The sequence below is a fragment of the Rhodococcus sp. 15-2388-1-1a genome, assembly GCF_002259145.1.
In the GTDB taxonomy this organism is placed as follows: domain Bacteria; phylum Actinomycetota; class Actinomycetes; order Mycobacteriales; family Mycobacteriaceae; genus Rhodococcoides.
On sequence record NZ_NPFP01000054.1, the window covers coordinates 56,050 to 82,135 of the forward strand.

The 26,086-nt window shown below is 62.7% G+C and carries 19 protein-coding genes; 7 read left to right on the top strand and 12 right to left on the bottom strand.

Annotated elements, in window-relative coordinates:
• Positions 1-37 precede the first annotated feature (37 nt).
• Positions 38-1,156 (bottom strand): tartrate dehydrogenase, encoded by a 1,119-nt coding sequence (locus CH302_RS29100; RefSeq protein ID WP_371828424.1) that lies wholly within the window; start codon positions 1,154-1,156, stop codon positions 38-40.
• Positions 1,157-1,313: 157 nt separating this feature from the next.
• Here CH302_RS29100 and CH302_RS29105 point away from each other — a divergent pair, with 157 nt between their 5' ends.
• The 4 genes from CH302_RS29105 to CH302_RS29120 all read left to right on the top strand — a co-directional run bounded on the left by CH302_RS29105 (position 1,314) and on the right by CH302_RS29120 (position 5,475).
• Positions 1,314-2,207: a LysR family transcriptional regulator gene (locus CH302_RS29105; RefSeq protein WP_037189106.1), complete on the top strand. Its 894-nt coding sequence runs from the start codon at positions 1,314-1,316 to the stop codon at positions 2,205-2,207.
• A gap of 182 nt (positions 2,208-2,389) precedes the next feature.
• The gene (locus CH302_RS29110; protein WP_052047455.1) at positions 2,390-3,853 is read left to right on the top strand and encodes an MmgE/PrpD family protein; all 1,464 of its coding nucleotides are present in this window, start codon (positions 2,390-2,392) and stop codon (positions 3,851-3,853) included.
• Complete coding sequence (locus CH302_RS29115) at positions 3,850-5,187, top strand: TRAP transporter large permease subunit (protein ID WP_037189105.1); 1,338 nt, start codon at positions 3,850-3,852, stop codon at positions 5,185-5,187. Before CH302_RS29110 ends, CH302_RS29115 begins: the two co-directional genes overlap by 4 nt.
• Positions 5,188-5,205: 18 nt before the next feature.
• Positions 5,206-5,475, top strand: coding sequence for a hypothetical protein (locus CH302_RS29120; RefSeq protein WP_037189173.1), 270 nt, complete (start codon positions 5,206-5,208; stop codon positions 5,473-5,475).
• Between the two features lie 68 nt (positions 5,476-5,543).
• Here the strand turns inward: CH302_RS29120 and CH302_RS29125 are convergent, their stop codons facing one another.
• A complete protein-coding gene (locus CH302_RS29125; protein ID WP_052047454.1) occupies positions 5,544-6,665 on the bottom strand; it encodes an XdhC family protein in 1,122 nt (373 codons plus the stop codon).
• Between the two features lie 280 nt (positions 6,666-6,945).
• Between CH302_RS29125 and CH302_RS29130 the strand changes: the two genes are divergently transcribed.
• From CH302_RS29130 to CH302_RS29140, 3 genes are read left to right on the top strand one after another with little or no spacing between them, the layout of a single operon-like run.
• The gene (locus CH302_RS29130; RefSeq protein WP_230596196.1) at positions 6,946-7,581 is read left to right on the top strand and encodes a (2Fe-2S)-binding protein; all 636 of its coding nucleotides are present in this window, start codon (positions 6,946-6,948) and stop codon (positions 7,579-7,581) included.
• A 3-nt stretch (positions 7,582-7,584) separates the two neighbouring features.
• Positions 7,585-8,562, top strand: a complete 978-nt coding sequence (locus tag CH302_RS29135; RefSeq protein ID WP_037189104.1) for an FAD binding domain-containing protein — start codon at positions 7,585-7,587, stop codon at positions 8,560-8,562.
• The gene (locus CH302_RS29140) at positions 8,559-10,724 is read left to right on the top strand and encodes a xanthine dehydrogenase family protein molybdopterin-binding subunit (RefSeq protein WP_037189103.1); all 2,166 of its coding nucleotides are present in this window, start codon (positions 8,559-8,561) and stop codon (positions 10,722-10,724) included. Before CH302_RS29135 ends, CH302_RS29140 begins: the two co-directional genes overlap by 4 nt.
• A 76-nt stretch (positions 10,725-10,800) precedes the next feature.
• Here the strand turns inward: CH302_RS29140 and CH302_RS29145 are convergent, their stop codons facing one another.
• From CH302_RS29145 to CH302_RS29190, 10 genes are all read right to left on the bottom strand, one after another.
• Positions 10,801-14,208: a pyruvate carboxylase gene (locus CH302_RS29145; RefSeq protein ID WP_037189102.1), complete on the bottom strand. Its 3,408-nt coding sequence runs from the start codon at positions 14,206-14,208 to the stop codon at positions 10,801-10,803.
• 55 nt (positions 14,209-14,263) lie between these two features.
• Positions 14,264-15,133: an NAD(P)-dependent oxidoreductase gene (locus CH302_RS29150; protein ID WP_037189099.1), complete on the bottom strand. Its 870-nt coding sequence runs from the start codon at positions 15,131-15,133 to the stop codon at positions 14,264-14,266.
• A 59-nt stretch (positions 15,134-15,192) separates the two neighbouring features.
• Positions 15,193-16,512: an MFS transporter gene (locus tag CH302_RS29155; RefSeq protein ID WP_052047453.1), complete on the bottom strand. Its 1,320-nt coding sequence runs from the start codon at positions 16,510-16,512 to the stop codon at positions 15,193-15,195.
• 8 nt (positions 16,513-16,520) lie between these two features.
• Positions 16,521-18,170, bottom strand: coding sequence for an AMP-binding protein (locus CH302_RS29160; protein WP_230596195.1), 1,650 nt, complete (start codon positions 18,168-18,170; stop codon positions 16,521-16,523).
• Positions 18,171-18,175: 5 nt separating this feature from the next.
• Positions 18,176-19,027, bottom strand: coding sequence for an SMP-30/gluconolactonase/LRE family protein (locus CH302_RS29165; protein WP_037189167.1), 852 nt, complete (start codon positions 19,025-19,027; stop codon positions 18,176-18,178).
• A gap of 68 nt (positions 19,028-19,095) precedes the next feature.
• Positions 19,096-21,630, bottom strand: a complete 2,535-nt coding sequence (locus CH302_RS29170; RefSeq protein ID WP_176460811.1) for an ATP-binding cassette domain-containing protein — start codon at positions 21,628-21,630, stop codon at positions 19,096-19,098.
• Positions 21,631-21,665: 35 nt separating this feature from the next.
• Positions 21,666-22,916, bottom strand: coding sequence for a substrate-binding domain-containing protein (locus CH302_RS29175; RefSeq protein ID WP_037189096.1), 1,251 nt, complete (start codon positions 22,914-22,916; stop codon positions 21,666-21,668).
• A gap of 50 nt (positions 22,917-22,966) precedes the next feature.
• Positions 22,967-24,019 (bottom strand): ABC transporter permease, encoded by a 1,053-nt coding sequence (locus CH302_RS29180; protein WP_094670038.1) that lies wholly within the window; start codon positions 24,017-24,019, stop codon positions 22,967-22,969.
• 212 nt (positions 24,020-24,231) lie between these two features.
• The gene (locus CH302_RS29185) at positions 24,232-25,083 is read right to left on the bottom strand and encodes an HpcH/HpaI aldolase/citrate lyase family protein (protein ID WP_037189165.1); all 852 of its coding nucleotides are present in this window, start codon (positions 25,081-25,083) and stop codon (positions 24,232-24,234) included.
• Entirely contained in the window at positions 25,080-26,081 is a 1,002-nt protein-coding gene (locus CH302_RS29190; protein ID WP_052047450.1) for a MaoC family dehydratase, read from the bottom strand. The genes CH302_RS29185 and CH302_RS29190 overlap by 4 nt, the downstream gene beginning before the upstream one ends.
• Positions 26,082-26,086 lie beyond the last annotated feature (5 nt).

The following is a 26,086-nucleotide window of genomic DNA, read 5'->3' on the forward strand; positions in this document are numbered from 1 at the left end:
GGGTCATATCGAGCCGACCGGGGTCTGATGCACCGGGTCACAATGGGGTGAGTGCGGTCCGTAGCGCGCTCACGATGGCATCGGTGACGGCCTTGGTGTCTGCTGTGCCGCCGATGTCGCGAGTGAGAACTCCCCCAGCGGTGGTGGCTTCGATGGCGGCTTCGACCTGTCTGGCCTCGGCGTGACGTCCGAAGTGATCGAGCATGAGGGCTGCACTGGCAATCGCGCCGATAGGGTTGCTGATGCCTTTGCCTGCAATGTCGGGTGCCGATCCGTGGACGGGTTCGAACATGCTGGGGTAGCGGCGCTCGGGGTTGAGGTTGGCGCTCGCTGCGATGCCGAGGCTGCCGGCGAGTGCGGATCCAAGGTCGGAGAGAATGTCGGCGTTGAGGTTCGACGCGACGACGACGGACAGTTCCTCAGGGTGGAGGATGAACTTCGCGCTCATCGCGTCGACCAGAACGCTCTCCGTGGCAACATCGGGATAGTCCACTGCAACTCGACGGAAGACCTCGTCCCACAGCACCATGCCGTACTGCTGGGCGTTGGACTTGGTGACAGACGAGACTTTTGCGACAGTGCGAGTCCGCGCCAGATCGAATGCGAAACGTATGATCCGCTCGCAGCCCTTGTCGGTGAACAGTGACGTCTGCAGTGCCACCTCGTTACCAGGACCGCGCCCGCCAAGGTTGCGTCCACCGAGGCCCGCGTATTCGCCCTCACTGTTCTCCCTGACAACGACCCAGTCGAGTTCTGTGTCGTCAGCCTTGCGTAACGGGGATTGCACTCCGGGCAGAAACTTCACCGGTCGCACATTCGCCCACTGATCGAAGTTCTGTGTGATGTTCAGGCGCAGACCCCACAAACTGATGTGGTCCGGGACGTTCCCCCACCCCACGGCACCGAAATAAATGGCGTCGTAGGTTCTCAATATCTCGAGCCCGTCGTCGGCCATCATTTTGCCTGTCCTCGCGTAATATTCGCTACCCCAGGGAAACTCGTCCCAGTCGAAGGCGAACGCACCGCCGGATTGCCCAGCCACGGCGTCCAGCACGGTTCTGCCCGCGTCCACCACTTCTGAGCCGACACCGTCGGCGGGGATCGACGCGATCCGATACGTGGTCGACTGCGAGCCCACTACTACCTCCGATGTCAGACAGATCACGCTTAATCCCACTAATTAAGACGGCGCAAGCTACCCCCCGTCCAATACCAAGTTTCGATGCCGCTCATAGGCTCGACCAATGGGAAGGGTTCGACCGCAGCTAGACTGCATCGAACTCACGACCCGCACAACAAGGAGGCAGGTTCGAGTGGATGCACGAAAGCTGAAGTATTTCCTGGCCATCGTCGATGAAGGAAGCATCAATCGCGCGTCCGAAGTGTTGCTCATCGCCCAACCCACTCTCTCTCAGGCCATCGCCGGACTGGAGCGCGAACTGGGAGTGCCGTTGTTCCATCGCATCGGTCGGCGACTCGTACTGAGCGACGCCGGCGAAACCTTGGTAGGGCCGGCTCGAGTGGTGTTGCGCGATCTGGACGACGCGGAAGCAGCTGTGCATGGCTTGAAAGGACTTCGGGGCGGACGCCTCGACCTGATCACGATGCCATCACCCGGAATTGAGCCCCTCACCACTATCCTCACCGCGTTCGGTCGTATGTTTCCGGCCGTAACCGTGAATGCCCAAGCCGCATTCACCCCTGAAGAGGTCCTCCGAGCGGTTCGCACCGGCGTCAGCGAGATCGGTATTCTCGGCTCACCCAAGGCCGTTCAGGCACCGGACCTGCGGGTGGTGACGTTCAAGAGCCAGCCTCTTTTACTGCTGTCGAGCCCCGACGCGGATCTACCCGACCGGCCTGAGATCCAGCGGTCGGAGCTGGCCGGGCTGAGGTTGATCGCTTCTCAGCAGGGGTCATTGATGCGATCGCTGGTGGACGACATTCTCGCCAGCGGGATCCCTGCCACAATCGCCGCTGAGGTCGCGCATCGCACGTCCATCCTCCCCATGGTGCTCAGCGGCTTCGGCCACGCAGTCACTCCCTCTGCCTGGGCGGCGTCGGCGGAGCAGGCAGGTGCCAAAGTTCGCCGCATCGTCCCGGAGTCGTACCTGCACATCGCCGCCGTGTGCCGACTGACACACATGACTCCCCCGGCACGAGTGCTGATGGACGAAGCCCAGAAGTATGCCGGAGAAGTGCCGAACTGAGCATCACCGAGATTCTTTGCAAATCCGAGCATCGGCGTAATCGATAACCGCGTTTGGTAAAACGTATTGGACATTTGAGGCTGCGTAACCCCTTAATAGATCGACTCGAACTGTGACCCAAGCGACAACGCGTGTCCAGAAGCGGACGATGTCATTCGAGGTAATCGCGATAGGGGTTTTATATGCCGACCGAAACCGACGATCTGGTACATCACCTGGCCTACGCAGCGGCCAATACGACGTTCGAGACACTGTCGCCGGAGGCGATCGACGCCGCCAAGAAAAGCGTCTTGGACACTCTCGGGGTAGTCCTCGCCGCCAGTGGCGTCGAACCCGCAGTACGCGCAGCTATCGACCTGGTCCAAGAGGGTGGTGGTACCCCCGAGGCGTCCCTCGTGGCTTTCGGAGGCAAAGTCCCGGCCATCGCGGCAGCGTTCGCCAACGGTGCCTTGGCCCACTGCCTCGACTACGACGATCAGACCCCTTGGGGTCAACATGCTTCCAGTTCCATCGTTCCCGCCGTTTTCGCAGTCGCGGAGCGCAAGGGCGGAGTGACCGGCCAGGACCTCATCGCGGCGGTCGCGGCGGGTCAGGACCTGTTCGCCCGACTTCGGTGCAACGTCGGTTGGCGTAAGGACTGGAACCTGTCGACGGTGGTAGGGGTGTTCGCCGCCACCGCAGCAGCGGGCCGTGTAATCGGCCTTACCGCCAGTCAGATCGCCCATGCACTGGGCATCGCAAGCATGCAATCGAGTGGTGTCATGGAAGTTGTGGCTGGAACCGGAAGCGACCTGCGTGGTATGTACGCGGGCTTTTCTGCCAGAGGCGCGGTAACGGCCGTTCTTTTGGCGGAGAAAGGCACCACGGGCGTCGACACCCTATTCGAGGGCGAACACGGTTTCCTGAAAACATACTTCAGAGGCGTATACAACCGCGAAAAGATCCTCGAGGGTCTGGGAACCGATTACCTCGGCAGCGGAACTCTCTACAAGAAGTGGCCGGCTGTCGGTACCGCCCACAGTCACATTCACGCGACCATCGAACTACTGAAAGAAAATCGCCTGATTGCCGATGACCTCAGCGAGATTCGCGTATTCGTCGGCGACTACCACGATCTCATGTGCCGTCCACTCGAAGCACGCCGAACTCCGACGACGCTGGTCGACGCAAAGTTCAGCCTCCCGTTTCTCGTCGCGGTCGGCGCTGTTCACGGAACCATCAAGATCTCGCATTTCACCAGCAAGTCGTTGAAGGACACATCCGTCCTGGCCGTTGCCCAGAGAATAGTCCCGATAAGCGATGCGTCCCTGGACTGGACTCTCGAGTTACCTCCGGGACGAGTCGAGATCGTCACCCGGGACGGTCGGCGATACGAGAAGATCGGTACCGGGGTACCAGGAAACGACGATGCGCCGCTCTCCTGGGTCGATTTGGTCGACAAATTCATCGATTGTGCGGCGGTCGCCGTTACCAGGTATTCGGACGACAGTCTGGACGAGGTCGTGGACTTGATCAAGAACTTGGAATCAGTCGAGGACGTCACGGTGGTACTGGAAACCCTCAGTCCTGCTGCAAGCAATAGTTGTTCACTGAAGTACGAAACATCTTCGCAGTCGACTTCGACGAGAACCGAGGCACGATTGTGATCGCCATCTGGGCGCTCGTGGCATTCATCGGCACGATCGTGGTGTGGAATGCGCTACTCAAACGCAACATCGGCGAGGCAATGCTCGTCGGCTTCGTCGTAGTCGGCGCATTCGCCGGCCGAGATGCGCCGAGATATATGGCGAACGGCTTCGTCCAGGCGATTCAGGCCGAAATTACTTTTGCTGCTCTGGCGTTCATCTTCATGAGTTTCATTCTGGCGAAGACACCGGTGCTCGATCGGCTCATCGATATTCTCAACTCATTCCTCGGGCGAATGAAGGGAGGACCGATCTATACCACGACGCTGGCCGGAGCGATTTTCGGTGCGGTCGCCCACGTCGGCGCATCCATGGCCGCAGTCGTGGGGTCGGTGACGGTTCCATGGATGAAACGTTCCGGCGTCAGCGGAGAGTTATCTGCCACCGTCGTAGCCGGTTCAGCAGGTATGGGTTTGACGTTTCCATTCAGTGCCACGATGTTCATCTTGGTCGGATCGTCCACTGTCAGTGGCATGATGGATGCGGACGAAATCATCGTCCCCCTCGCCATCGCCGGCGTGTGGTGTCTCGTCTACCGACTTGTGCTCAATTTCTATCTGATTCGCAAGAACGGCCTGCAGCCGATCGCTGTCGAGGACCGAATCCCTGCCCGACGCAGTCTTCGTGCTGGGTGGACCTCGGGCCTTCTACTCATTCCGCTTCTCGTCCCCTTGTTCCTCACCCAGGGGCCGATCGCGAACGCACTCGGTCGATACACCGACTTGGTGATGTCGAGAGCGATCAGCATCATCACCTGGATCCCCGTGCTGATGATTCTGCTCGTTCTCTTCCTTGGACGTCGACACCTGCCCAGGGACGGCAAAGGCTGGTGGAAAATACTCGGCGAATCGGCACCTCAGTTCGGAATCATCGGCACGACGCTCGTCGCGGCGTTCTCCGCGTCCGCCGTTCTCGGCCAGCTGAGGCTGCCCGAGCAGCTGACCTCGATGCTCGAGTCATTGGCCGCTCCGACGTGGCTGATGGCAATCCTTGTCGGGATCATCATCGTCGTCATCGCGATCCCCCTGACGGCATCGGCCACCGTTGCAACCGTCGGACCGGTGGCTGTCGCAGCATTGGCCGGTGCCGGCGTCCCTGTACCGATTGCGGCCGCCGCGGTGCTGGTCTTCGCGTCAACCGAGGGAGCGTCACCACCGTCCGGCGCGCCGATCTACATCGCCGCAGGAATAGCAAGAATCGATCCGTCGAAAATCTTTGTGCCGCTGCTCAAGTACTACTGCATTCCAATTCTCGCCATCGGTGTGCTGATCGCGCTCGGCATTCTCCCCGTCTGAATGGATAGGACATCTTTCATGTTCCGCACGGCCGTGTCGACACTTTTCCGCCTCAGCACCGTTGTCTTTTTGGTCGGAGGGCTGGTCATCGTCCTCTGCCAGGCGGCCGGACTGATCCTCGGCAGCGGGGAATTCGTTACCCAGACTTTCGCCTTGATGAGCCCTTACGTATTCGGCAGCGCGGGGGTAGCGGGGCTGCTTGCGTTCGTGATGTCATATCTCGAAGATCCCGAGGAAGACGCCGTGATCGACCCCAGCGTTCGTCACGCGGCACCGGATGGTGCATAGACCACACGGCAACGAATGTGGCCTGCCGACAAGAGGCGGCACCCACCGGTTAGGTCGCAATTGTCCTCTTAGACAACCGCATTCATCGACACGCGCGCGTCGACGCTGACCATCTCGTGCTGTCGATGTATAGGTCCGTCCAACTGGCGCAACCGCTGTCCCGAAGCGCCACTTCGGTCAGCTATTAGTTGGGCCAGAATCGAGATTGCCGTTTCCTCAGGGGACCGCGCATCGAGGTCGAGTCCGAGGGGTGAGTTCACACGCGCAAGCACATGCTCGGAAAGCCCTGTAGCCCGTAATCGTCCTAGTCGCTCGAAATGCGTCCGCCGTGAACCGAGCGCACCCACGAAGGCGAGCTCGTCCAGCTCCAATGCCGCCACCAACATCGGGACATCGAACTTGCTGTCGTGTGTCATTACGCATACGACCGTGCGAGCGTCGAGTCTGCCGGCAGCGTGTTCGGCTTTCAAATATCGGTGCGGCCAGTCGACCACTACCTCGTGCACGTTCGGGAAACGTTCGGTGGTCGCGAAGACAGGCCTGGCGTCGACGACGGTCACCCGGTACCCGAGCAGCGTGGCAGATGCACCCAATGCTCGGACGAAATCGTTCGCGCCGGCCAAGACCATCCGCGGCGGAGGGAGGAAAGTATGGACGAACGCGCGGGCACCGTCACCCGATACTTCGACGATGCCGGTCGATCCCGACTCGTGCAGGGTGAGCGCACCGGTATGGAGTGCGCACGCCGACCGGTTGCCTCCTGGCACCTCCGGGTCGCCCGTCACGAAACGCCGCGGCTCATCGTCGAGCACCGTGACCAGAGCGAACCGGCGATCCTGGTCACGAGCCGCAATCAACCGATCGATCAATTGTTTGTGCGAGGGGTCGATTCGCTCGATGAACACTTCGATCTCGCCACCGCACGGGAGTCCGACCTCGATTGCGTCGGGATCGGAATAGCCGAACAGCTCGCACGCGGATGTCCCGGTTCTGATGACCTCGAGCGCTGTATGAATCACAACTGATTCGACGCAGCCTGCCGACAACGAACCCAACGGTTCCCCGTCTGCGGTCACGACCATGCTGGCTCCGACTGCGCGCGGTCCCGCCCCGGACGTGGCCACCACCCGTGCCAACGCGACGGGAGAGGTTTCCAGGAGACTACTGATGTCGTCGAGCAATTCGTACATTCAAGGGCCCTTCCCGGATCGCGGCGCGATTGGGCTCTCGGCATTCGAGACCGCGTGCGACGTAAAATGGCGAACTCGCTGATGCCGCTGTGTCGAGCACGAACGACCAGGCGATGGTTCGACGGTACGCCTCGATGACGGCCCCTGCCATGAGACTTACCCGGATAGGGGTTCCCTGTCAGTACGTGCCCAACCAGTGCCTGTCCGATTCTGCGAGACGCTGGTAATCATGGTGCTCACATTCGTGTTCTCACATTCGAAGAGTGCCAAGGAGACTGCAGTGGCCCCACAGCACGACGTCGATTCGCCCGCAACAACCCATGTTCGACGCACCATAACGCGCCGCACCTTCGTCGGCACCTCGGTTGCCGCCGGTGGAGCGATCGCGGCCGCTTCCTTGTTGAACGGCTGCTCCAGCGACCCCGCCGCCCCGGTCACCCCATCCGAAACGTCGCCGGTGCGATTGACGGTGAACGGTGCCGAACGCGAACTCGCCGTTGACAATCGCACGTCTCTGCTCGACATGTTGCGGGAACACACGGAGCTGACCGGAACGAAGAAGGGCTGCGACCAGGGCGCGTGTGGTGCCTGCACCGTCCTGTCGGACGGTCAGCGGGTGTTGTCCTGCCTGACGCTTGCCGTTCAAGCGAACGGATCCGACATCACAACCATCGAAGGTCTCGAGACCGATGGCCAATTGCATCCGCTACAGCAAGCATTCATCGACGAAGACGGCTTCCAGTGCGGATTCTGCACCTCCGGCCAGATTCTCTCGGGAATCGGCTGTATCCGTGAAGGTCACGCCGGCTCTCCCGAAGAGATTCGAGAATCCATGAGCGGCAACATCTGTCGATGTGGTGCATACACCAACATCGTCACCGCCATCTCCCGCGTGGCCGAACAGGGAGGTGCGTGAACCATGTTTCCTTTTCAATATGACACGGCTGCCGATGAGGCAGCAGCGCTGGACGCAGCCGACGGCGGTGCCCGTTATCTTGCCGGAGGGACCACCCTCGTCGACCTGATGCGTCAGACCGTCGAACGGCCCACCCGAGTCGTCGATATCAACGCGCTGCCCTACCGCGACATAGAACTCGACTCGAACCGCCTGCGCATCGGTGCCCTCGCTCGCATGTCCGAGGTTTCGGCCGATGAACAAGTCCAGGAGCAGTTTCCGATGCTCACCCAGGCACTAGATCTCAGCGCCTCGGCGCAGCTACGCAATATGGCTTCCATCGGCGGAAATCTGCTGCAGCGGCCACGTTGCCTGTACTTTCGCGACGTCAATGCCAACTGCAATCGTCGCGAGCCTGGATCCGGTTGCGCAGCAATCGATGGCCGCAACCGCACATTGGCGATCTTAGGAACCAGCACGGAGTGCGTGGCAACACACCCATCCGATCTTGCCGTCGCGCTGACCGCACTGGACGCCACGATAGTCACCCGAGACCGAGACGGAGAGCGGACAATCCCGATCGCAGACTTCTTCAGGTTGCCCGCAGACACACCTGACCGCGAGAACAACCTCGCACCCGGAGCACTCATCACCGCCGTCGAGATCCCGGTCCGCCCTGACACAAGAAGATCCGGGTACCTCAAGGTCCGTGACCGCTCGTCCTACGAGTTCGCGCTGTGTTCGGCTGCCGTCGCGCTCGACATCAGCGGCGGTACCGTCCGGTCGGCGAGGGTCGCTGCCGGCGGAGTCGGCACGGTCCCGTGGCGCCTGACCGGCGTCGAGGAACGACTCGTCGGCCAGAGGCCGAGCCCCGAGTTGTGGACCACCGCAGCAGACGCTGCGGCGGAAGGCGCGCAACCCCTGTCCGAGAACGGATTCAAGGTGATATTGCTCCAACGCACCGTCCGACGTCAGCTCTCCAGAATGGCGGCCCTGTCGTGACCACCCCACTGAGCGGCGTACTGACCGGTCAACCCCTCACCCGCGTCGACGGACGCCTCAAGGTCACCGGAGCTGCGCTTTACGCTGCCGACAACCCAGTACCGGACCACCTGCACGCAGTCCTTGTGTGCAGCAGGGTTTCTCGGGCAACCGTCGCATCGATCGATACCGACGCCGCCAGAGATCATCCCGACGTGGTCAATGTGATCACACACTTCCCTGGTATCGAACTCCCCTACGACATCTCGCGGGTCAACTTCTTCGGCCAACCGCTTGCGGTTGTCGTCGCGAATACTTTCGAGGCCGCGACGCACGGTGCGGCTCTGGTGTCCATTCGGTACAACGAGGAACCGCAGAGCACCAATCTCGACGACGCAGCAGAAATGGGCCGCGAACCCAGCAGAATGGGTGCCCCGTACGCCCGCGGAGACGCCGACACAGCACTCCGCACCGCACCTGTCGTCGTCGACCGCGAGTACTCCATTGCACGCAATTATCACAACCCGATGGAGATCCCCGCGACTATCGCGTCGTGGGACGGCGACCGTCTGACGGTGTGGGACAAGGTGCAAGGAATTCACTACAGCAGGGCCGCATACAGCGGCGCTCTCGGGATTCCTGCCGAGAACATTCGCGTCATATCCCCCTTCGTAGGTGGCGCGTTCGGAAGCGCCGGCGAAACCTGGCCGCATCAGTTCCTCGCAGCAGAGATCTCGCGCCAGCTGCGTCGTCCTGTGAAGCTGTCACTGACGCGACCCCAGATGTACGCCGCAATCGGGTATCGCCCCGCGAGCCGTCAGCGTCTGGCCCTCGGTGCCGATCGTGACGGGAGATTTCTCGCCACCGTGCACGAGAGCGAAGTCGAGGTGTCCCGTTACGGAGGCTACGAGGACTCCCCCACGGAGGGGACGAGACTGATGTACACGTCGCCGGCATACCGGTCGGCCGCCACCGTCGTTCCCCTCGATACCAGCGAGTCGACATACATGCGAGGACCGGGAGCCGTCACCGGCGCGTTCGCCCTCGAGTGCGCCATCGACGAGGTCGCAGAGCAGCTTCGGCTCGATCCGATGGAGATTCGGTTCAGGAACGAGCCTACCGTCGACCAGACCAATGGCACCCCGTTCTCCACGCGCAGACTTACCGAGTGCTTCCGCCGAGGTGCCGATGCGTTCGGGTGGTCTCGACGCAACGCGACCCCCGGCGCCGTACGTGACGGCGACCAGCTCATCGGCATGGGTACCGCTTCGGCGCTCTACCACACACTTCGCTCACCGTCCTCGGCGATGGCTCGGATCAACTCCGATGGCAGAGCCGAGATCTTCGCCGCCGCAAGTGATATCGGGCCAGGTACCTACACTGCGATGACTCAGCTGGCTGCCGACGCGCTGGGTTTGCCACTCGACAGGGTCACATTCTCCCTCGGCGACAGCAACTATCCGCAGGCCGCAACTCAATACGGGTCACAGGGAATGGCCAGCATCGGTTCGAGCATCGAGATCACCGCGAACATGTTGCGTGATCGCATCATCAGAACCGCCGTACTCGATCCCGCATCCCCCCTGAACGGGGCTCGGCCGGACGAGATCGACATCGTCGACGGGCAGATGCAGGTACGTGGCGACTCGGGCCGAGCAGAGACCTATCGGGACATGTTGCGCCGCCGCGGCGAACCGAGCATCGAAGCGTCCGAGACCTACACTCCCGAGGACGTAAGTGCCCGGTTCTCCATGCATGCATATGGAGCCGTGTTCGCCGAGGTGGCCGTGGACGAGCTGCTAGGAACCGTGCGGGTGCGGCGAATGTACGCCGTGTACGACGCCGGCCGAATCATCAACCCAAGGATGGCGCACAGCCAAGCCCTCGGCGGAATGACACAAGGCATCGGCATGGCTCTGCTCGAGTCCGCAGAAGTCGACTACCGCGACGGACGTCTGGTCAACGCGAACCTTTCCGACTACCTCGTGCCGGTCAACGCCGACGTCCCCGTTCTGGACGCTGCGTATCTCGACGCCCGCGACGACATTGCAGATCCGATCGGTGTCAAAGGCCTGGGTGAAGTTGTCATGGTGGGAGTTCCCGCAGCAATTGCCAACGCTGTGTACAACGCGACGGGGCGCAGGGTGAACGATCTTCCCATCACAATCGAGAGCATGCTCTAGACCACGGCACGAAGCAGGTGCGGCCGGTAGCGCGCGCTACCGGCCGCACCTGCTTCGCGGTCTCGGACTGTCCCACTTACGACGGATCGGTCGGATCCCCGACACTGATGACGGCGATGAGGTCTCCACCTTCGACCTGCGCGACACCGGTGATCGCGAGGCGGGTGATCCGTCCGCCGCGTGGTGCGCTTATTGTGGCTTCCATCTTCATGGCCTCGATGGTGGCCAACGTGTCCCCGACCGAGACCGAATCCCCCTCCGCCGCAACCATCGTCACGACTCCAGCGAACGGTACCGCCACGTGAGACGGATCGTTTCGGTCCGCTTTCTCCGACGCCGGGGCATCCGCCGCAATCGACCGGTCGCGCACCGACACCGGGCGCAACTGCCCGTTGAGGATGCACATCACCGTCCGCATTCCGGCGTCGTCGGGCTCCGAAATGGCCTCGAGCCCGATCAGCAGCTCCACACCCTTTTCGAGCTTCACCCGGTGCTCGTCACCCTGTCGTAGACCGTAGAAGAACTGGTTTGCCGACAACGACGAGGTGTCGCCGTACTTCTCGCGGTGTTCGGCCAGTTCCTTGGCGGGGCCGGGGAACAGCAACCGGTTCAACGCTTCTCGACGGACCGGTCCGGCTGTGTCGAGGGCTGTCTCGTCGTCGGGTGTCAGGGGTGCGTCAGGGCGTGCCCCGGTTCGTCCGGCGAGCGCCCGTTCTCGGAACGGCTCCGGCCATCCACCGGCCGGTGTCCCGAGGTCGCCGCGCAGAAAGCCGATCACCGAATCGGGGATGTCGTACTTTCCTGGGTCCGCTGCGAAGTCGTCCACGCTCACCTGCGCACCCACCAGGTGCAGTGCGAGATCACCGACCACCTTCGAACTCGGTGTCACCTTGATCAGTCGACCCAGCAGCCGATCCGCGTCGGCGTAGGCCCGCTCCACCAGCTCGAATCGATCTCCGAGTCCGAGCGCGATGGCTTGCTGGCGCAGGTTCGACAGCTGGCCGCCAGGAATTTCGTGCCGGTACACCCGCCCGGTCGGCGAGGGCAGCCCGGACTCGAACGGCGCGTACACCTTTCGCAGAGCCTCCCAGTACGGCTCTAGATCGCACACGCTCTGCAGGCTCAAACCGGTATCGCGTTCGGTGTTCGCCGCAGCCGCCACGATGGCCGACAACGCCGGCTGAGACGTCGTGCCCGCCATCGGAGAGGACGCACCGTCGACGGCGTCCGCCCCGGCCGTCCATGCAGCGAGGTACGTCGCCAGCTGCCCACCGGGTGTGTCGTGAGTGTGCAAGTGCACCGGAAGGTCGAAGTTCTTGCGCAGCGCGCTCACCAAAGTGGTCGCCGCCGGTGCCCGCAACAGACCCGCCATGTCCTTGATCGCCAACACGTGCGCGCCGGCGTCGACGATCTGCTCGGCAAGCCTCAGATAGTAGTCGAGGGTGTAGAGGTCCTCTCCAGGGTTCGACAGGTCACCGGTGTAACTCAGCGCCACTTCCGCTACGGCAGAACCAGTTTCGTGCACGGCGTCGATGGCCGGTCGCATCTGGTCGACGTTGTTGAGCGCGTCGAAGATACGGAAGATGTCGACGCCGGTCTGCGCGGCCTCCGCCACGAACGCGGACGTCACCTTCTGCGGATACGGGGTGTACCCCACAGTGTTGCGACCTCGCAGCAACATCTGGAGACAGATGTTGGGCACGCCCACGCGAAGGGAAGCCAGCCGCTCCCACGGATCTTCGTGCAGGAACCGCAGCGCCACATCGTATGTCGCGCCGCCCCATGCTTCGATCGAGAGCAGCTCCGGTGTCGCTCTCGCCACGTAGGGAGCTACCGCCATCAAACCAGTCGTCCGTACACGCGTCGCCAACAACGACTGATGCGCGTCTCGGAACGTCGTGTCGGTGACCGCAAGCGCTTTCTGCTCACGCAGTGCGCGAGCGAAGCCTTCGGGACCCAGCTTCTGGAGACGTTGACGACTACCGTCCTGCGGGGGAACCGTCATGTCCAGTCCCGGCAGTTTGTCTCTCGCGTAGACCACTGTCGGGCGACGGCCGTGCGGCATGTTCACCGTGATGTCCGCGAGGTAGCTGAGAATCTTTGTACCTCTGTCACCGGAGGCGAACGACGTCAGCAGACCGGGCCGCTCCTCGATGAACGAGGTCGTGATGTGTCCGGCTCGGAAGTCGGGATCTGCCAGAACGCTCTGCAGGAACGGGATGTTCGTGGCCACGCCACGAATGCGGAACTCTGCGATTCCCCGCCGCGCGCGGGCGACCGCGTCATCGAAGGTGCGGCCACGGCAGGTGAGTTTGACCAGCATCGAATCGAAATAGGCGGAGACCTCCGCACCGGTGGTGGTGCCACCGTCCAGACGCACACCGGCCCCACCAGGCGTCCGGTACGCGGTGATCCGCCCGGTATCGGGGCGGAACCCGTTCGCCGGATCCTCCGTGGTGATACGACACTGCAACGCCGCCCCACGAATCGTGATGTCCTCCTGTCGAAGCCCCAGATCCGCCAACGACTCACCCGACGCGATCCGCAACTGCGACTGCACCAGATCGATATCGGTGATCTCCTCGGTGACAGTGTGCTCGACCTGAATACGCGGATTCATCTCGATGAACACATGGTGTCCGTCGCGATCGACCAAGAACTCCACGGTCCCAGCGCACGAATAACCGATCTTCTTCGCGAAGGCGACCGCGTCTTCGCACAACCGAGACCGCAACGCCTCGGTGATGTTGGGGGCCGGTGCAATCTCGACCACCTTCTGGTGGCGACGCTGCACCGAGCAGTCTCGCTCGAAGAGATGGATGACGTTGCCGTAGGTGTCTGCAAGGATCTGTACTTCGATGTGCCGGGGCTCGATCACTGCTTGCTCGAGGAATACCGTCGCATCGCCGAACGCCGACTCAGCCTCTCGCGCAGCAGCTTCGATCGCGTCGCGCAGACCTGCGATCTCTACCACCCGACGCATGCCGCGGCCGCCACCGCCCGCGACCGCTTTGACGAACACCGGAAAGGTCATGGTCTCGGCTGCCGCCATCAACTCGTCGACGTCCGAAGACGGTTCAGAGGACGAGAGCACGGGCAGACCCGCGGCCTTCGCCGCTGCTATGGCACGAGCCTTGTTCCCCGTCAGCTCCAACACATCGGCAGACGGGCCGACGAAGGTGATTCCAGCCTCCACGCACGCCGCCGCCAGATCCGGGTTCTCCGACAAGAACCCGTACCCCGGATAGATCGCATCTGCGCCGGCGCGGACCGCAGCATCGACGATCTTCGTCACCGACAGATAATTGCGCACCGGATGTCCGGGCTCGCCGATCTCGTACGCCTCATCGGCTTTGGTGCGGTGCACCGAATTTCGGTCCTCGAACGGGAACACCGCAACGGTGCCCGCTCCGAGCTCGTAGGCAGCACGGAATGCTCGAATTGCGATCTCGCCACGGTTGGCGACCAATACCTTGGAAAACATATGGACAGCAAACCCCTCGACGAGCTGGAATCGGACTGTTGAGTCGTGCAGAACTTCAGTCGGTCACAGGTGGGTACCATTTCTGCATGAGGTCGGTCTGATCGGCGGAGCCCCCGAGTCGTTCGACCGCCTCGTCCATCATCTCGGCGACCAACGATCCGACTCGCAGTTTCTGCCCGACGTGGTCTGCCAATGCCCCGGCGAGATGCGCGTCCTTACGCATCAATTCGAGCGTGAAGCCCTGCTTCAAGTTGGGGAAGACGATCTCGGGATACGTGTAGTCGGTGACGTAACTGCGCCCGGACGATACGTTGAGGACGTCGATCATGACATCGGGCGGGATTCCGTACCGCTCGGCGAGCGTGATCATTTCGACCGTCGCGAACCGGTTGCAGTGGTTCAGGAGGTTGTTGACCAGTTTGGCGGCATGTCCGGCACCGACCGGCCCCAGGTGAAACACGTTGGAGGTGATCGTGTTCAGCAGCGGCTCGGCGCGGGCGAAATCCTCGTCGGTTGCGCCGACCATGAGGGTGGCCAGACCGTCGTAGGCGCGTCGAACCCCGCCGGCGATCGGTGCGTCGATGTAGGAGATCGATTTCACGGCGAGGTCGCGGACGAGTCCCTCGTCGACGATGGGCGTGCTGCTCGTGGTGTCGATGACGAGTGAACCCGGACCCATCTTCTCGGCCAGGCCGCCGTCGCCGAGCAGAAGCTTCAGGACGTTGTCGGGGCCGGGAAGAGACAGGAACACGACGTCGCATGTCGCGATCTCGTCGAGTGGTGCGAACCTCGCTCCCCGTTCCTCCAAGGGAAGTGCGAGGGCGGGGTTCAAGTCGTTGACCAACAACGTGTTCGTGTCGACGAGTCGAGACGCGATGGCCGACCCCATCGCTCCGATGCCGACGAATCCAATACTCTGCGACAAAAGTCCGCTCTCCTCAATCAGTCTGACAATTCACATGCTGCTATCCAGTGGCCCAATTGTCAATGCAGAGAAGCGTTCCTGGCGACGTGATCGGCACCGGACCGCCGAGATGGAGCATCGATCTGCCGTACAGACAGGGCACACAGGGCCGAGGTGACGGTCGATGCCGCGATCCAGAGCACGACCGGCAGCCCGGAGTCCATGTCCGCCACCAACTTCGTCAGCACCAACGGCGTAACCGCACCGCCCAGAACGACTCCCAGGGTGAACCCGATCGACAGACCCGTGTACCGGACCGCGCCGTCGAACGCCTCGGCGAAGAACACGCCGATGGTTCCCCACGTCATCGAGTAGCCGGTCAACATGACCAGGTACGCAACGAGAACGACGGCCTGGTTCTCCGTGTCGAAGGCCCGCATCCATCCGTACGCGGTCACCGCGATAGCCAGATTGCCCGTGATGAAGATCTGCTTCCGACCGACGCGGTCGCTCAGCGCACCGAAGAAAATACTGGCCGCGATCACCCACACGGCCGCCGCGATGATGATCACGAGCATCTGGATTCGGGTGAAACCGTGATTGGAGCCGTACGACAGACCGAAGACGGTCGCAGAGTAGAAGGTCACCGAGTTGCCCACGGCTGCACCGGCTATCAAAAGAACAGCCATCTTGTGTCGACGAAGAACGACCAGCGCGGGGGCCGGCGAGACGACATGAGACTTGCGCAGGGCCTCGAACTCGGGGCTCTCCTCCAGACGCAACCGAATGATCAACCCGAGGATGACGAGCAGACTGCTGATCCAGAACGGAACGCGCCACCCCCAGCTGAGGAAGGCGTCGTCGCCCATCGCCGCGCCGACCACCAGGAACACGATGTTCGCCACGATCAGGCCGCACTGGGCACCCGTCTGAACCCACGAACTGTAGAAACCCCGCTTGCCCTTGGGGCTGTGTTCGACAGTCATCAGCACGGCACCGCCGTATTCGCCGCCCAGCGCAATACCTTGGATGAAGCGGAGAACAACCAGCAGGATGGGGGCGGCGATCCCGATGGTGCCGTATGACGGAATCAGCCCGGTGGCGACAGTCGCGGCGCCCATCATCACCAGAGTCGTCACCAGAGTCACCTTGCGACCCACCCGATCCCCGAAATGACCGAAGACGACTCCACCCAGTGGCCGAGCCACGAATGCGACGCCGAAGGTCGCGAGCGACAACAGCGTGCCTGTCACCGGATCGGAATTGGGGAAGAACACCGTGCCGAACACCAGCGCGGCAGCGGTTCCGTAGATGAAGAAGTCGTAGTACTCGATGGTGGTGCCCATCAAGCTGGCGATGCCCACCCGTCTGACGTCATTCTTGGAAGGTGTCCTGGACACGGTGTACCTCAATTCCGATGGTCGCTTGCGAGGCGCTCGCGCAACTCGACCTTGCGAATCTTTCCGCTCATGGTCTTCGGCAAGTCGTCGACCACGATCACGCGTTCGGGGCAGTAACGCTTGGCCAAGCCGGACTCGATCAAGAAGTCCCGCAACGATTCCACTGTCACCGCGGAGCCAGGTCGGCACCGCACGAAGGCGCACGCTCGCTCGCCCAGCCTGTCGTCGGCGTACCCGACCACAGCCACATCGGTCACGGCCGGATGGCGGAAGATCTGACTCTCCACGGATCCGACGGGAATGTTCTCGCCGCCGCGAATGATGATGTCCTTGGTCCGGCCCGTGATCGTCACCGAACCGTCCGGGTCGTGGACCGCCGTGTCACCGGTGGCGAACCAACCGTTGTCGTCGAACGCTTCCTCAGTTGCCTCGGGACGATTGTGATAGCCGACGAACATGCCCGTACCGCGCAGCCAGAGATCGCCCACCTCACCGTCGACCGCGTCGTCGCCTTCGGCGGTACGAACGACGACCTCAGCACTCGCGAGCGGTAGACCGTCGGTGGTGCGATTGATGTCGTCGAGACCCGGCTTGCCGGACACAGCGATACCGAACTCGGTCATTCCCCACGCAGGGATCACGGAACATCCGAGCGCCTCTTCCGCCTCGCGCATCAGCGGGCGCGGGATGGGTGCGCCCGCCACTGCGATCAGGGCGAGATCAGGAGCGTTCTCGCGACAAAGCTCGGACGTACGCAGCAGGTCGATCAAGAACGTCGGAGAGCCCACCATCGTTGTGATGCGCTGCGATTCGATGACGCGAGCGCCGACGTCTGAACTCCACTTCTCCATGAAGACAGCGGTTCCGGCGAGGTGAACAGTGAACAGCGCTCCCCAGAAGAACCCAGTCGAGTGCCCTACCGGTGACATGACGAGATTTCTGAACGGTCGACCGAGCGACTCGGGACCAACGTGAACAGCCCACCCACGAACCACGACATCGAGGGTGGCGTGCAGGTTCATCACGGCCTTGGGTTCGCTCGTCGTCCCCGAAGTGAAGGCGAGCTGAGCAACGCCGAGGGGATCGGCCGGCACCTCGACGAATGCCTCCGCTTCCCCAAGGAGCGCGTCGAGCGACACGGTCCCCTCGACTGGCTCCCCGACGACCACGATCGTCAGATCGTCGTTCAGACGGATCTTCTCCGACAGGGCAGTGGTCACGACGTCGGTGGTCCCGTGGAAACGAGAGACGACGAGCATCTTCGTTCCGGTCGCAGCGGTCATCGACTCCACTTCGTGCGAGCCATATGTGATCGGAATGCCCGAATATGTCGCTCCCGCCCTCAGCACGCCGTAGACGACGCCAAGGAACTCCGCCGAATTCGTCATCATCACGGTCACCACGTCGCGTGGTTTCACACCGTTGGCCTGCAGACCGGCTGCGACCCGTCGGCTCATCGTGTCCAGCTCGGCATATGTCGACTCGCCGACGATTCGCCCGGTGTGGTCGACGCTGACCGCCGCTACCCTGTCGGGATGGCGGGCGACCGCGTCGTCGAGGAAAGCCCACAACGACTCCGGCCGCCACTCCCCCTCGTCCAACCGGCGGAGCGCTTCCTCGTACGTGACGACCGAACCGTCGGGCAACCCTCTGGTCATAGTGTTCATCGTGCTGCCGGGACGCCGACTCGCATCGTGACGATGCTGCTGTCGCGTGCCGACTTTCGGGCCTCGACATCGAAATCCGGTGTCGCACAGAAGAACAGCGTGCGACCGTCCTCGCCACCGAGTGCGCACGCGAAGACACAGGAGCCCGGGTCGACGTTCTCGACGATTTCACCGTCGACCAGGCGAAGCAGCCGATCCTGTCGGATGTCGGCAAGCCACACACCGCCCTCGGAATCTATGCACGACCCATCAGGGGAGACCGTCAACTCCTTCATCGCGTCATCCGCGGACCGCGACGTGGGCAGCGGACCGAAGGTCGCCCACACCCGTCGGTTGACGAGCATTCCCGAGTCGGTCAAGTCGAACGCCGTGATGCGATTGCCGAACGTCTCGTTGACGAGCATGACGTTGTCGTCGGTGATCACACAGCCGTTCGGGAACCACAGGTCGTCGGCGACGCGAGTGATTGTCCCGTCCGGATCGACTCGGTGAATGCAGCCGCATCGCATGTCCTCGCCTGCATAGAGGTCGAACCCGAAGTCGCCCAGGTACGCTCGCCCCTGAGTGTCGACGATGATGTCACCGAGGAATCCGCCGACATGATCGGACAGATCCGCGTGCACGACGACGGTCCCGTCCGGTTCCCGCCGGAGCAGCGTCTTGTCCATCATCGACACGATCAGCAAACGACCGTCGGGCAGCCACCCGAGACCCGACGGTTGATTGGGCACCGTCGCTTCCTCTCTCAGGTCCGAGCCGTCCTCGCGTGCCGACTGAACCTTGTGGGTGTACAAATCGGAGAACCAGATACGGCCGTCGTGCCAGCGCGGCCCTTCTGTGAACGTCATTCCGGGAACAATGGTCTCGAATTTTTCGGACACAGTGGACTCCTCAGTGGTGGTTTCTGTCCGAATGCTCATGCTTCGGCGCGCCTCCGTCCGCGTTGTGCGTAGGCGTAGGTGCCAACTGCGATCAGCAGAATGAATCCGTAGATTGCCTGCCGCGACGAATCCGGGATGTTCAGCAACGGCGTGACGTTGTTCAGAAGCGAGAGGAACAAGGCTCCCAACATCGCGCCGATGAACGAGCCGCGGCCGCCGGTGAGTACCGCGCCACCGAGGAACACCGCCGCGAAACAGGTCAACGTGTATCCCGAGCCGACCGAGTTCGATCCGATACCGGTCTGCGACGCCAGGAACACGCCGGCGACGACAGCACCGAATGCGCAGACGAGCAATCCGATGGTTCGCACACGAGCGACCGGCTGGCCGACACGTCGGCTGGACTCGATGTCGAAGCCCGTCGCGCGAAGTGCGAGACCGGCCGCGCGGCGGTACAGCCACCATTCGCCTGCCAGTGCGACGAGAACGAGAACGATGAAGGCGGTGGGGACGAATCCGACACCGAGAGCGAACAAGTCGTACAACTGTGGCGCGATGACACCTTCGGGGGTGGGTCGCAGAACGATCGCCAATCCGGCGATGATCGCCATGGTCGCCACGGTCGCCACGATCGGGTTGATCTTCAGCTTTTCGATCAGCAGCGCATTGAGACCACCGACCGCCAGCGCGGTGAGCAGGAGTAGCGGTATCGCCACGATCAGGGTGCCCACGGACAGATCCGGTAGCACAAGGGAGGCGATCACCACCGTCAGGCTCATGGTCGATCCGACCGAGATGTCGAGACTGCCCGAGATCATCGTGTACTGCTGTCCCAGGGCGACGAATGCGAGTGGCAACGTCAGCAACATCAAGTTGGCCCAGTTCTGCGGTGTCCAGAAGACATCCGACTGCGTTCCCGTGTAGATCGAGACCAACGCCAGAAGGACGAGCAGCATGGTGACGGGCACGTACGCCGGGGCCTTGGCCAGTAATCGGCCGAGCCAACTGGGACCGATCGGAAGCGAGGACACCTCCTCGTCGACGTCCACTGCGCCCACGAACGAGCTGACGATCGCGGATTCGGTTGTGGGGCAACTGATTTCCTCTATCACCGCACCCTTGGACATGACTACCACCCGATCGCACAGGCCTGCGAGTTCCGACGAGTCCGAGGAATTCACCACGACGGCTACACCGGACTCGGCCGCATTCGCCAAGAGCCGATAGATGTCCAAGCGCGCCTTGGCATCGACGCCCTGTGTCGGCTCGTCGACCATGAGGACTTTGACCTGCTTCATGGCCGCGCGCGCCAGGACGGACTTTTGCGCATTGCCGCCCGAGAGCCCGCCAATGGGCTGGTAAGGGGACACCGTCACGATTCCCAGACTGGCTTTGACGTCCTCGAAGCTCGAGCGTAGTCGCCCGGGCAGAGCCAAGCCGAAGGGTCCGGCGTCCGATCCGAGCTGGGTGGTGGCGTTGGACATCACCGACAGCGGAAGGAACACCGATTCTGCGGCCCTGTCACCGCTTTGGAAGCTGATTCCCGCGTCGAGCGCGGATGGAGGCGACAACCGCGAGATGTTCTTGCCGTCGATCGACACCGAGCCGCCGGTCTGACCGATACCGATCATTCCGCGCAGAGCAGCCCGCTGGCCGTTACCTTCTGCGCCTGCGACGCCGACGATCTCGCCCGCGCGCACACTGAAGTCGATGGGTCCGTACCCGGGACCCGACAGCCCGGTGACCCGAAGCCGTTCGGCAGCAGCGGAATCCACGCGCTTGCGTTCCGGGAACTCGAGGGCGGTCGGCGCACCGACCATGAGTTCGACGATGTCGTCGACCTCCCACTCCCCCGAATCGAAGGTGCCCTGCCCGATGCCGTCGCGGATGACCGTGATCCGATCGGCGAGGCGTCGCACTTCGTGGAGGCGATGGCTGACGTACACGATGGCCGTGCCGTCCTCACGTGACTGACGAACCAGTCCCTCGAGGTGCTCTGCGTAGCGCATGTCGAGTGCTGCCGTCGGTTCGTCGAGCATCAGCACCAATGGGTTGTGGCACATCGCTTTCGCGACTTCCAGAAGCTGGCGTGCACCGGGACCCAGTGCGACCACCGAATCGGACGGCTTGAACGGAAGATCGTACTTCGCCAGCAGCCCGGTCAGATTCTCCGGCGGTGCCTCGCCGATCGAGTGGAAGGACAGTGCGATGTTCTGCTCGACCGTCATGTTCGCGATCAGAGAGGTGTCCTGGTACGCGACCATCAGTCCCAACATGCGCGCCTGGCGCACCCCGCGGCCACCCAGCTCCTCGCCGCCGATGATCACGGTGCCCTGATCGGGCACGACCACTCCTGACGCCGACTTGATGAGTGTCGACTTCCCCGAACCGTTTTCGCCCACCAGGGCGTGTACTTCACCGGGGAGCACATCGAACGACACAGCGTCCAACGCGCGAACTCCCGGATACGTCTTCGTGACGTTGCGCATCACCAGCGCGGGGGTCCGGTCCGAGTCCTGCGTCAGCTTCTCGCGGGTGCGAACCGAGGTGTCACGATTGTTGTTGTTCATGCCAGTTTCTTCTTCCGGATTGATGGCCGCGGGCATCATGACGCCGACAATGCGAGTCGAATTTGTTCGGGGGTCAGCAGGCTCGGCACCGGTGTGCTCGCGGGGATCGAGCTGTCCATCTGATCGAGAATGTCGCCCACCGGAACAACAGGATTCGGTGAGATCATTTGTTGGTCGACGTCCTGCCCGGCCCTGAGCATGATTCCGGCCGTCACCGCGATGCGGCCTGACCAGACTTGACTGTTGGTGACGAACCCGACGGGCTCGAGCCCCGCGTCTCGCGCCTCCGAGAACGCTGTCAACCAGGACTGGTTGACCACGTCGGACATCGTGACCGGCGGAGTCACACCTCGGTCGATGAACGGACGCACGAGATCCTCGGGGGTGTAGTCGTAGACGACAGCGCCCGGGTTCTCACCGGAGGCGAGAAGCGCATTGGCCGCTTGCGATGTGCCCTGCGGAGTCCACTGGGTGAATCCCTCCACGGATTTCTCCCAGCCGTTGTCGGCCATCGACTGATCGAGGCACGGCTGCCAGACCGCTGCGTTGCCATTGCCCGGGATTCCCGTGTAGAGCGCGTAGGTTTCGGATGATGACCCGGCGGCAGCGATCATGTCGCCGGCCTCGGCGTAGGTCTGGCACAGATCAGGAACGACCTGGGCCGACACCGTGGCGGCAAGGTCGGCGGGGAGCGGAGTCTGCGCCTCCACCACCAGGATCCCGGCATTCTTGGCCTGCTCGAGCACCGGCCCGATCGCGCCGCCGTAGATCGAGTTGATCACGATGACGTCGACCTGCTGAACGACCAGGCTGCGGAAGTTCGCGAGGAATCCGGCTACGTCGGTCGAGGTGTTGTAGATGAATCTGCTGACCTGCGGTGACGCGATGGCCTGAGCGGTGATCTCGGCGCGGAAGATGCTTCGCCACGGGTTGACGTTGTCGTTGGCGAACGCGACGGTCATCGATCCTCGACCCGTCTCGCAGGTGTTGTTGTCGAGGCAGTCGGCGTAGACGGCGTCCAGTTCGGGGGTGAACGGAACCGAGGCGACGGCCATCGTGTTGCGGATGACCGGGTTCAGGGAATCGGCGGGGATGTTCTGTAGGAACGCCTTGTCGATGGTGGCCTGCAGAGCAGCCGGATCGGCCACATCGGCCGAAACGGGCTCGACCACACCGCGTTCGACCACGGCGGAGGTCGTGCTGGAACAACCGGCACCGAACACCAGTAACGGTACGAGGGCCGCCAGGTACAGCCAACGGGGTCTACGCAGTCGCGCAGTGATCATCGAACTCTCCGGATTTCGTGAATGCGGGTGGGAACGTCCAGCCTGATCGGTCATTTCTTCACCCGCACGGCCCCGGTGATGCGGCGCAAGCCGCTGGCACCGAACGTCGCGAGCGTGATCGCTGCCACCGCAGTGACCAATGCAATGCCCTGCACCATCGTTCGGGCACCCGCCGACAGGCCGAGGATCGCGAGTACTTGATCCAGCAGCTGAAGGAACAGGCTGGCCACGACGACGCTGAGGACACTTGCCGGTCCGCCTGCGAAGATCCCGCCCGCAATGCCGACTGCGGTGACCGTTGCCAGCTGATAGGGCATTCCGATGCTCACGTCGGGGGTACCGACGAAGCCGGACACGAGTACACCGGCGATGCCGTAGAGCAGTCCTGCAGCGGCGAAGGCTGACACGCGAACGGTGGTGACCCGCACTCCCAGCGCCCGCGCTGCCCGTGGGTTGGACCCCACCTCGGCGACTCGGCGACCGGCGCGCGTGAGGTGCAGAGTTCCCGCGACGAGCAGGGCCACCACGACTGCGACGAGGAAGCATGCGTTCACTCGGAGGATCGACGTCTGAGTGAAGTCCTGCAAGACCTGCGGCGCAAGACCGGACAGCGAGAACGAGACGCCGGTCAGGTAACTGATCAGACCGCTCACGATGCCGAACGTGGCCAGGGTGACGATCAGCGAGTTCAGCCCGAGAGCGGAGATCAGGATGCCGTTGACGACACTGATGGCGATGGCCGTCAGGATCGCCGCGAAAATGACGAGCGTGACGTTCGCTCCTTCACCACCGAAATGGACCACGATGCCGGCGACTGCCGCGATGATCGCGGGTACGGACAGGTCGATCGCGCCCAACATGATAATCAACATCTGGCCGAGAGCAGCTAGTGCCAACACCCCGGTGAGTGCTGTGACCACCCAGATGGAGTCGCCCGACAGTGCCCGCGGGGTGGCGAAGAGGGCGACGACGATAAGAAGCCCCAGCGCGCCCCATGCTGCGAGGTAGCGGCCCGGGTACCGGTACTTGAGATCGGTGAGCACGCGCTGCCTGCTACTGCGGGACGCCTCCGCAGGCCTACCACCCTGAATGATCGTTGACATCTGCCACACTTTCTTTACAGTCGGTCAAAAGTGTGACCGAGTGATCGAAGTCATACTATTACTCATGTCTGGCTCTTCGTCAACGATTGATCGAAGCTCGCCGAAATCTGGTCGTGTCACGCCGAGGCGGATGCACGCCGAAGACCCGACCGCACGATCAGCGGTCGGGTCGATCAGTGTTCAGGTCAGGACATCAGCCGGCGGTCGAACGATCAGACAGTCCCGTACACCCGGGCAACGATTGCGCGGGCACGAGCAATGACTGGCGGGTCGATCATCTTACCGTCCAAGGCCACAGCTCCTCCGTCGTCATCAACGCCTTGCGCCTCGATCATCTCGAGTACCTTTGTCGCCCATGCTGATTCGTCGGGTGACGGCCGAAGAGCGTCGTGTACGGCACCGATCTGGCGCGGATGTATGCACAGCTTCGCACCGAGGCCCAGAGCGAGAGCATGAGCGACATCGTCCGCGAGCTGCGCGGTGTCGTCGATACTCGCGGTGACGCCATCCACGGGTGACGCGAGTCCCGAAGCCGCGCTGGCAAGCACCAACTGCGAACGCGTGTGCCGGAAAGCGTCTCGGCAGTCCGGATCGACGCCGAGCGCCACAGCAAGATCCATATGGCCGAGAGCGAGACGAGATACTCCGTCCGCTGCGGCGATGGACTCGGAGTTCACCACACCCCTCGGCGTCTCGATTAGCGGTACCAAAGGTGCGGACAACTCACGGTGAAGCGACGCAAGCCTGGACGCAGAGTCCGCTTTGGGCACCATGATCGCTGCACCGCCACCGCGCATCGCGCGGACCTCGGTGCCGTGCCACCGTGTTCCGTGGGCGTTGATGCGAACCATCGTCAGCGCACCGTCGACACCTGCGTCGGCTCTGGTCAACCATTCTTCTACCGCACGTAGAGCCTCGCCCTTGTCGGAAGGTGCCACCGCGTCCTCGAGATCGAGAATCACTACATCAGCGCCGGCCGCGTGAGCTTTGCGGAACAGTTCCGGCCGAGAGGCGGGGACGAACAGGAACGTTCGCGCCGCACCGACTGCATCTGCGGCCCTCATCGCACGAGCACGATCGGACGCCACGCGAGAACTTCGTCGAGTTTGCCATCAACATGCCTGCGGGAGGTGGTCACCTTCAGTCCGAGTGCATCGACTCCGGAAGCGTGCGAGGTCACACTTTCGATGGCCACCGTCGACGCCAGAACGTCGCCCTCGTGAACCGCAGCGAGGTGGTCGCACCCGTGCCATCCCGCGACGGCGACGATCCCCGGTAGGGCCTGACACACATGATGGAATGCGAGCCCGATGGTGTGTCCGCCGTATACGAGTCGTGAACCACCGCCGGCCGCACTGTCGTGATGCACGCGCGCGACGTTTCCTGTCAGACGAGCGAGTTCGGGTGCGCTGGAGACGACGTCGCCACCGAGAACGCGCAGTTCTGTTCCGATCTTCGACGGCATACCGGTCGACCGGGGAATGCCGGCTATGTCCCAGTCGGTGATCGAGGCGAACATATCGGTCTCCACAGGGAGGTCGTTCACCGTCGCGATGTCGTCGGCCTTGTCCGTCGGCGGGGCTCCGGGCGACAGGAGCAACATGGCGCACCGTCGATAGTCCAGGACTGTGCGTCCGCGTTGGTCGACCGTCGTGATGCGCAGAACTGCCAGTCCGGTAGGGGTCCGCGGAGCCTTTCGTGCATTTTCTCTCAGGGCTTCCACCACAGCCTTGGTCCGCAGAGTGTCGCCGATGGCGGGAAGTCGGTAGAAGAACAATCCACGGTAGAACAAGTTCGCCCGCACGTGCTGGGTCGCCGGCGTGGACTGGCCGATCGAGACATCCCACACGAGTGCAGGGCTCGCCAGAGGGCCACCGGTCACAGTCCGCGCTCGTTGTCGATCGAGCGAAAGCGCGAATCGATTGCCGACGATGGACTGATGGACGGCTGCCATGCCCTCGGTGAGGGTGACGGCCGGCGCCGTGTCGAACACTTGCCCGACCGTCAATTCATCGAAAAATGGACTGCGCTCGGTCGTGAGACGCTCACCTACCACTGACATCGGTT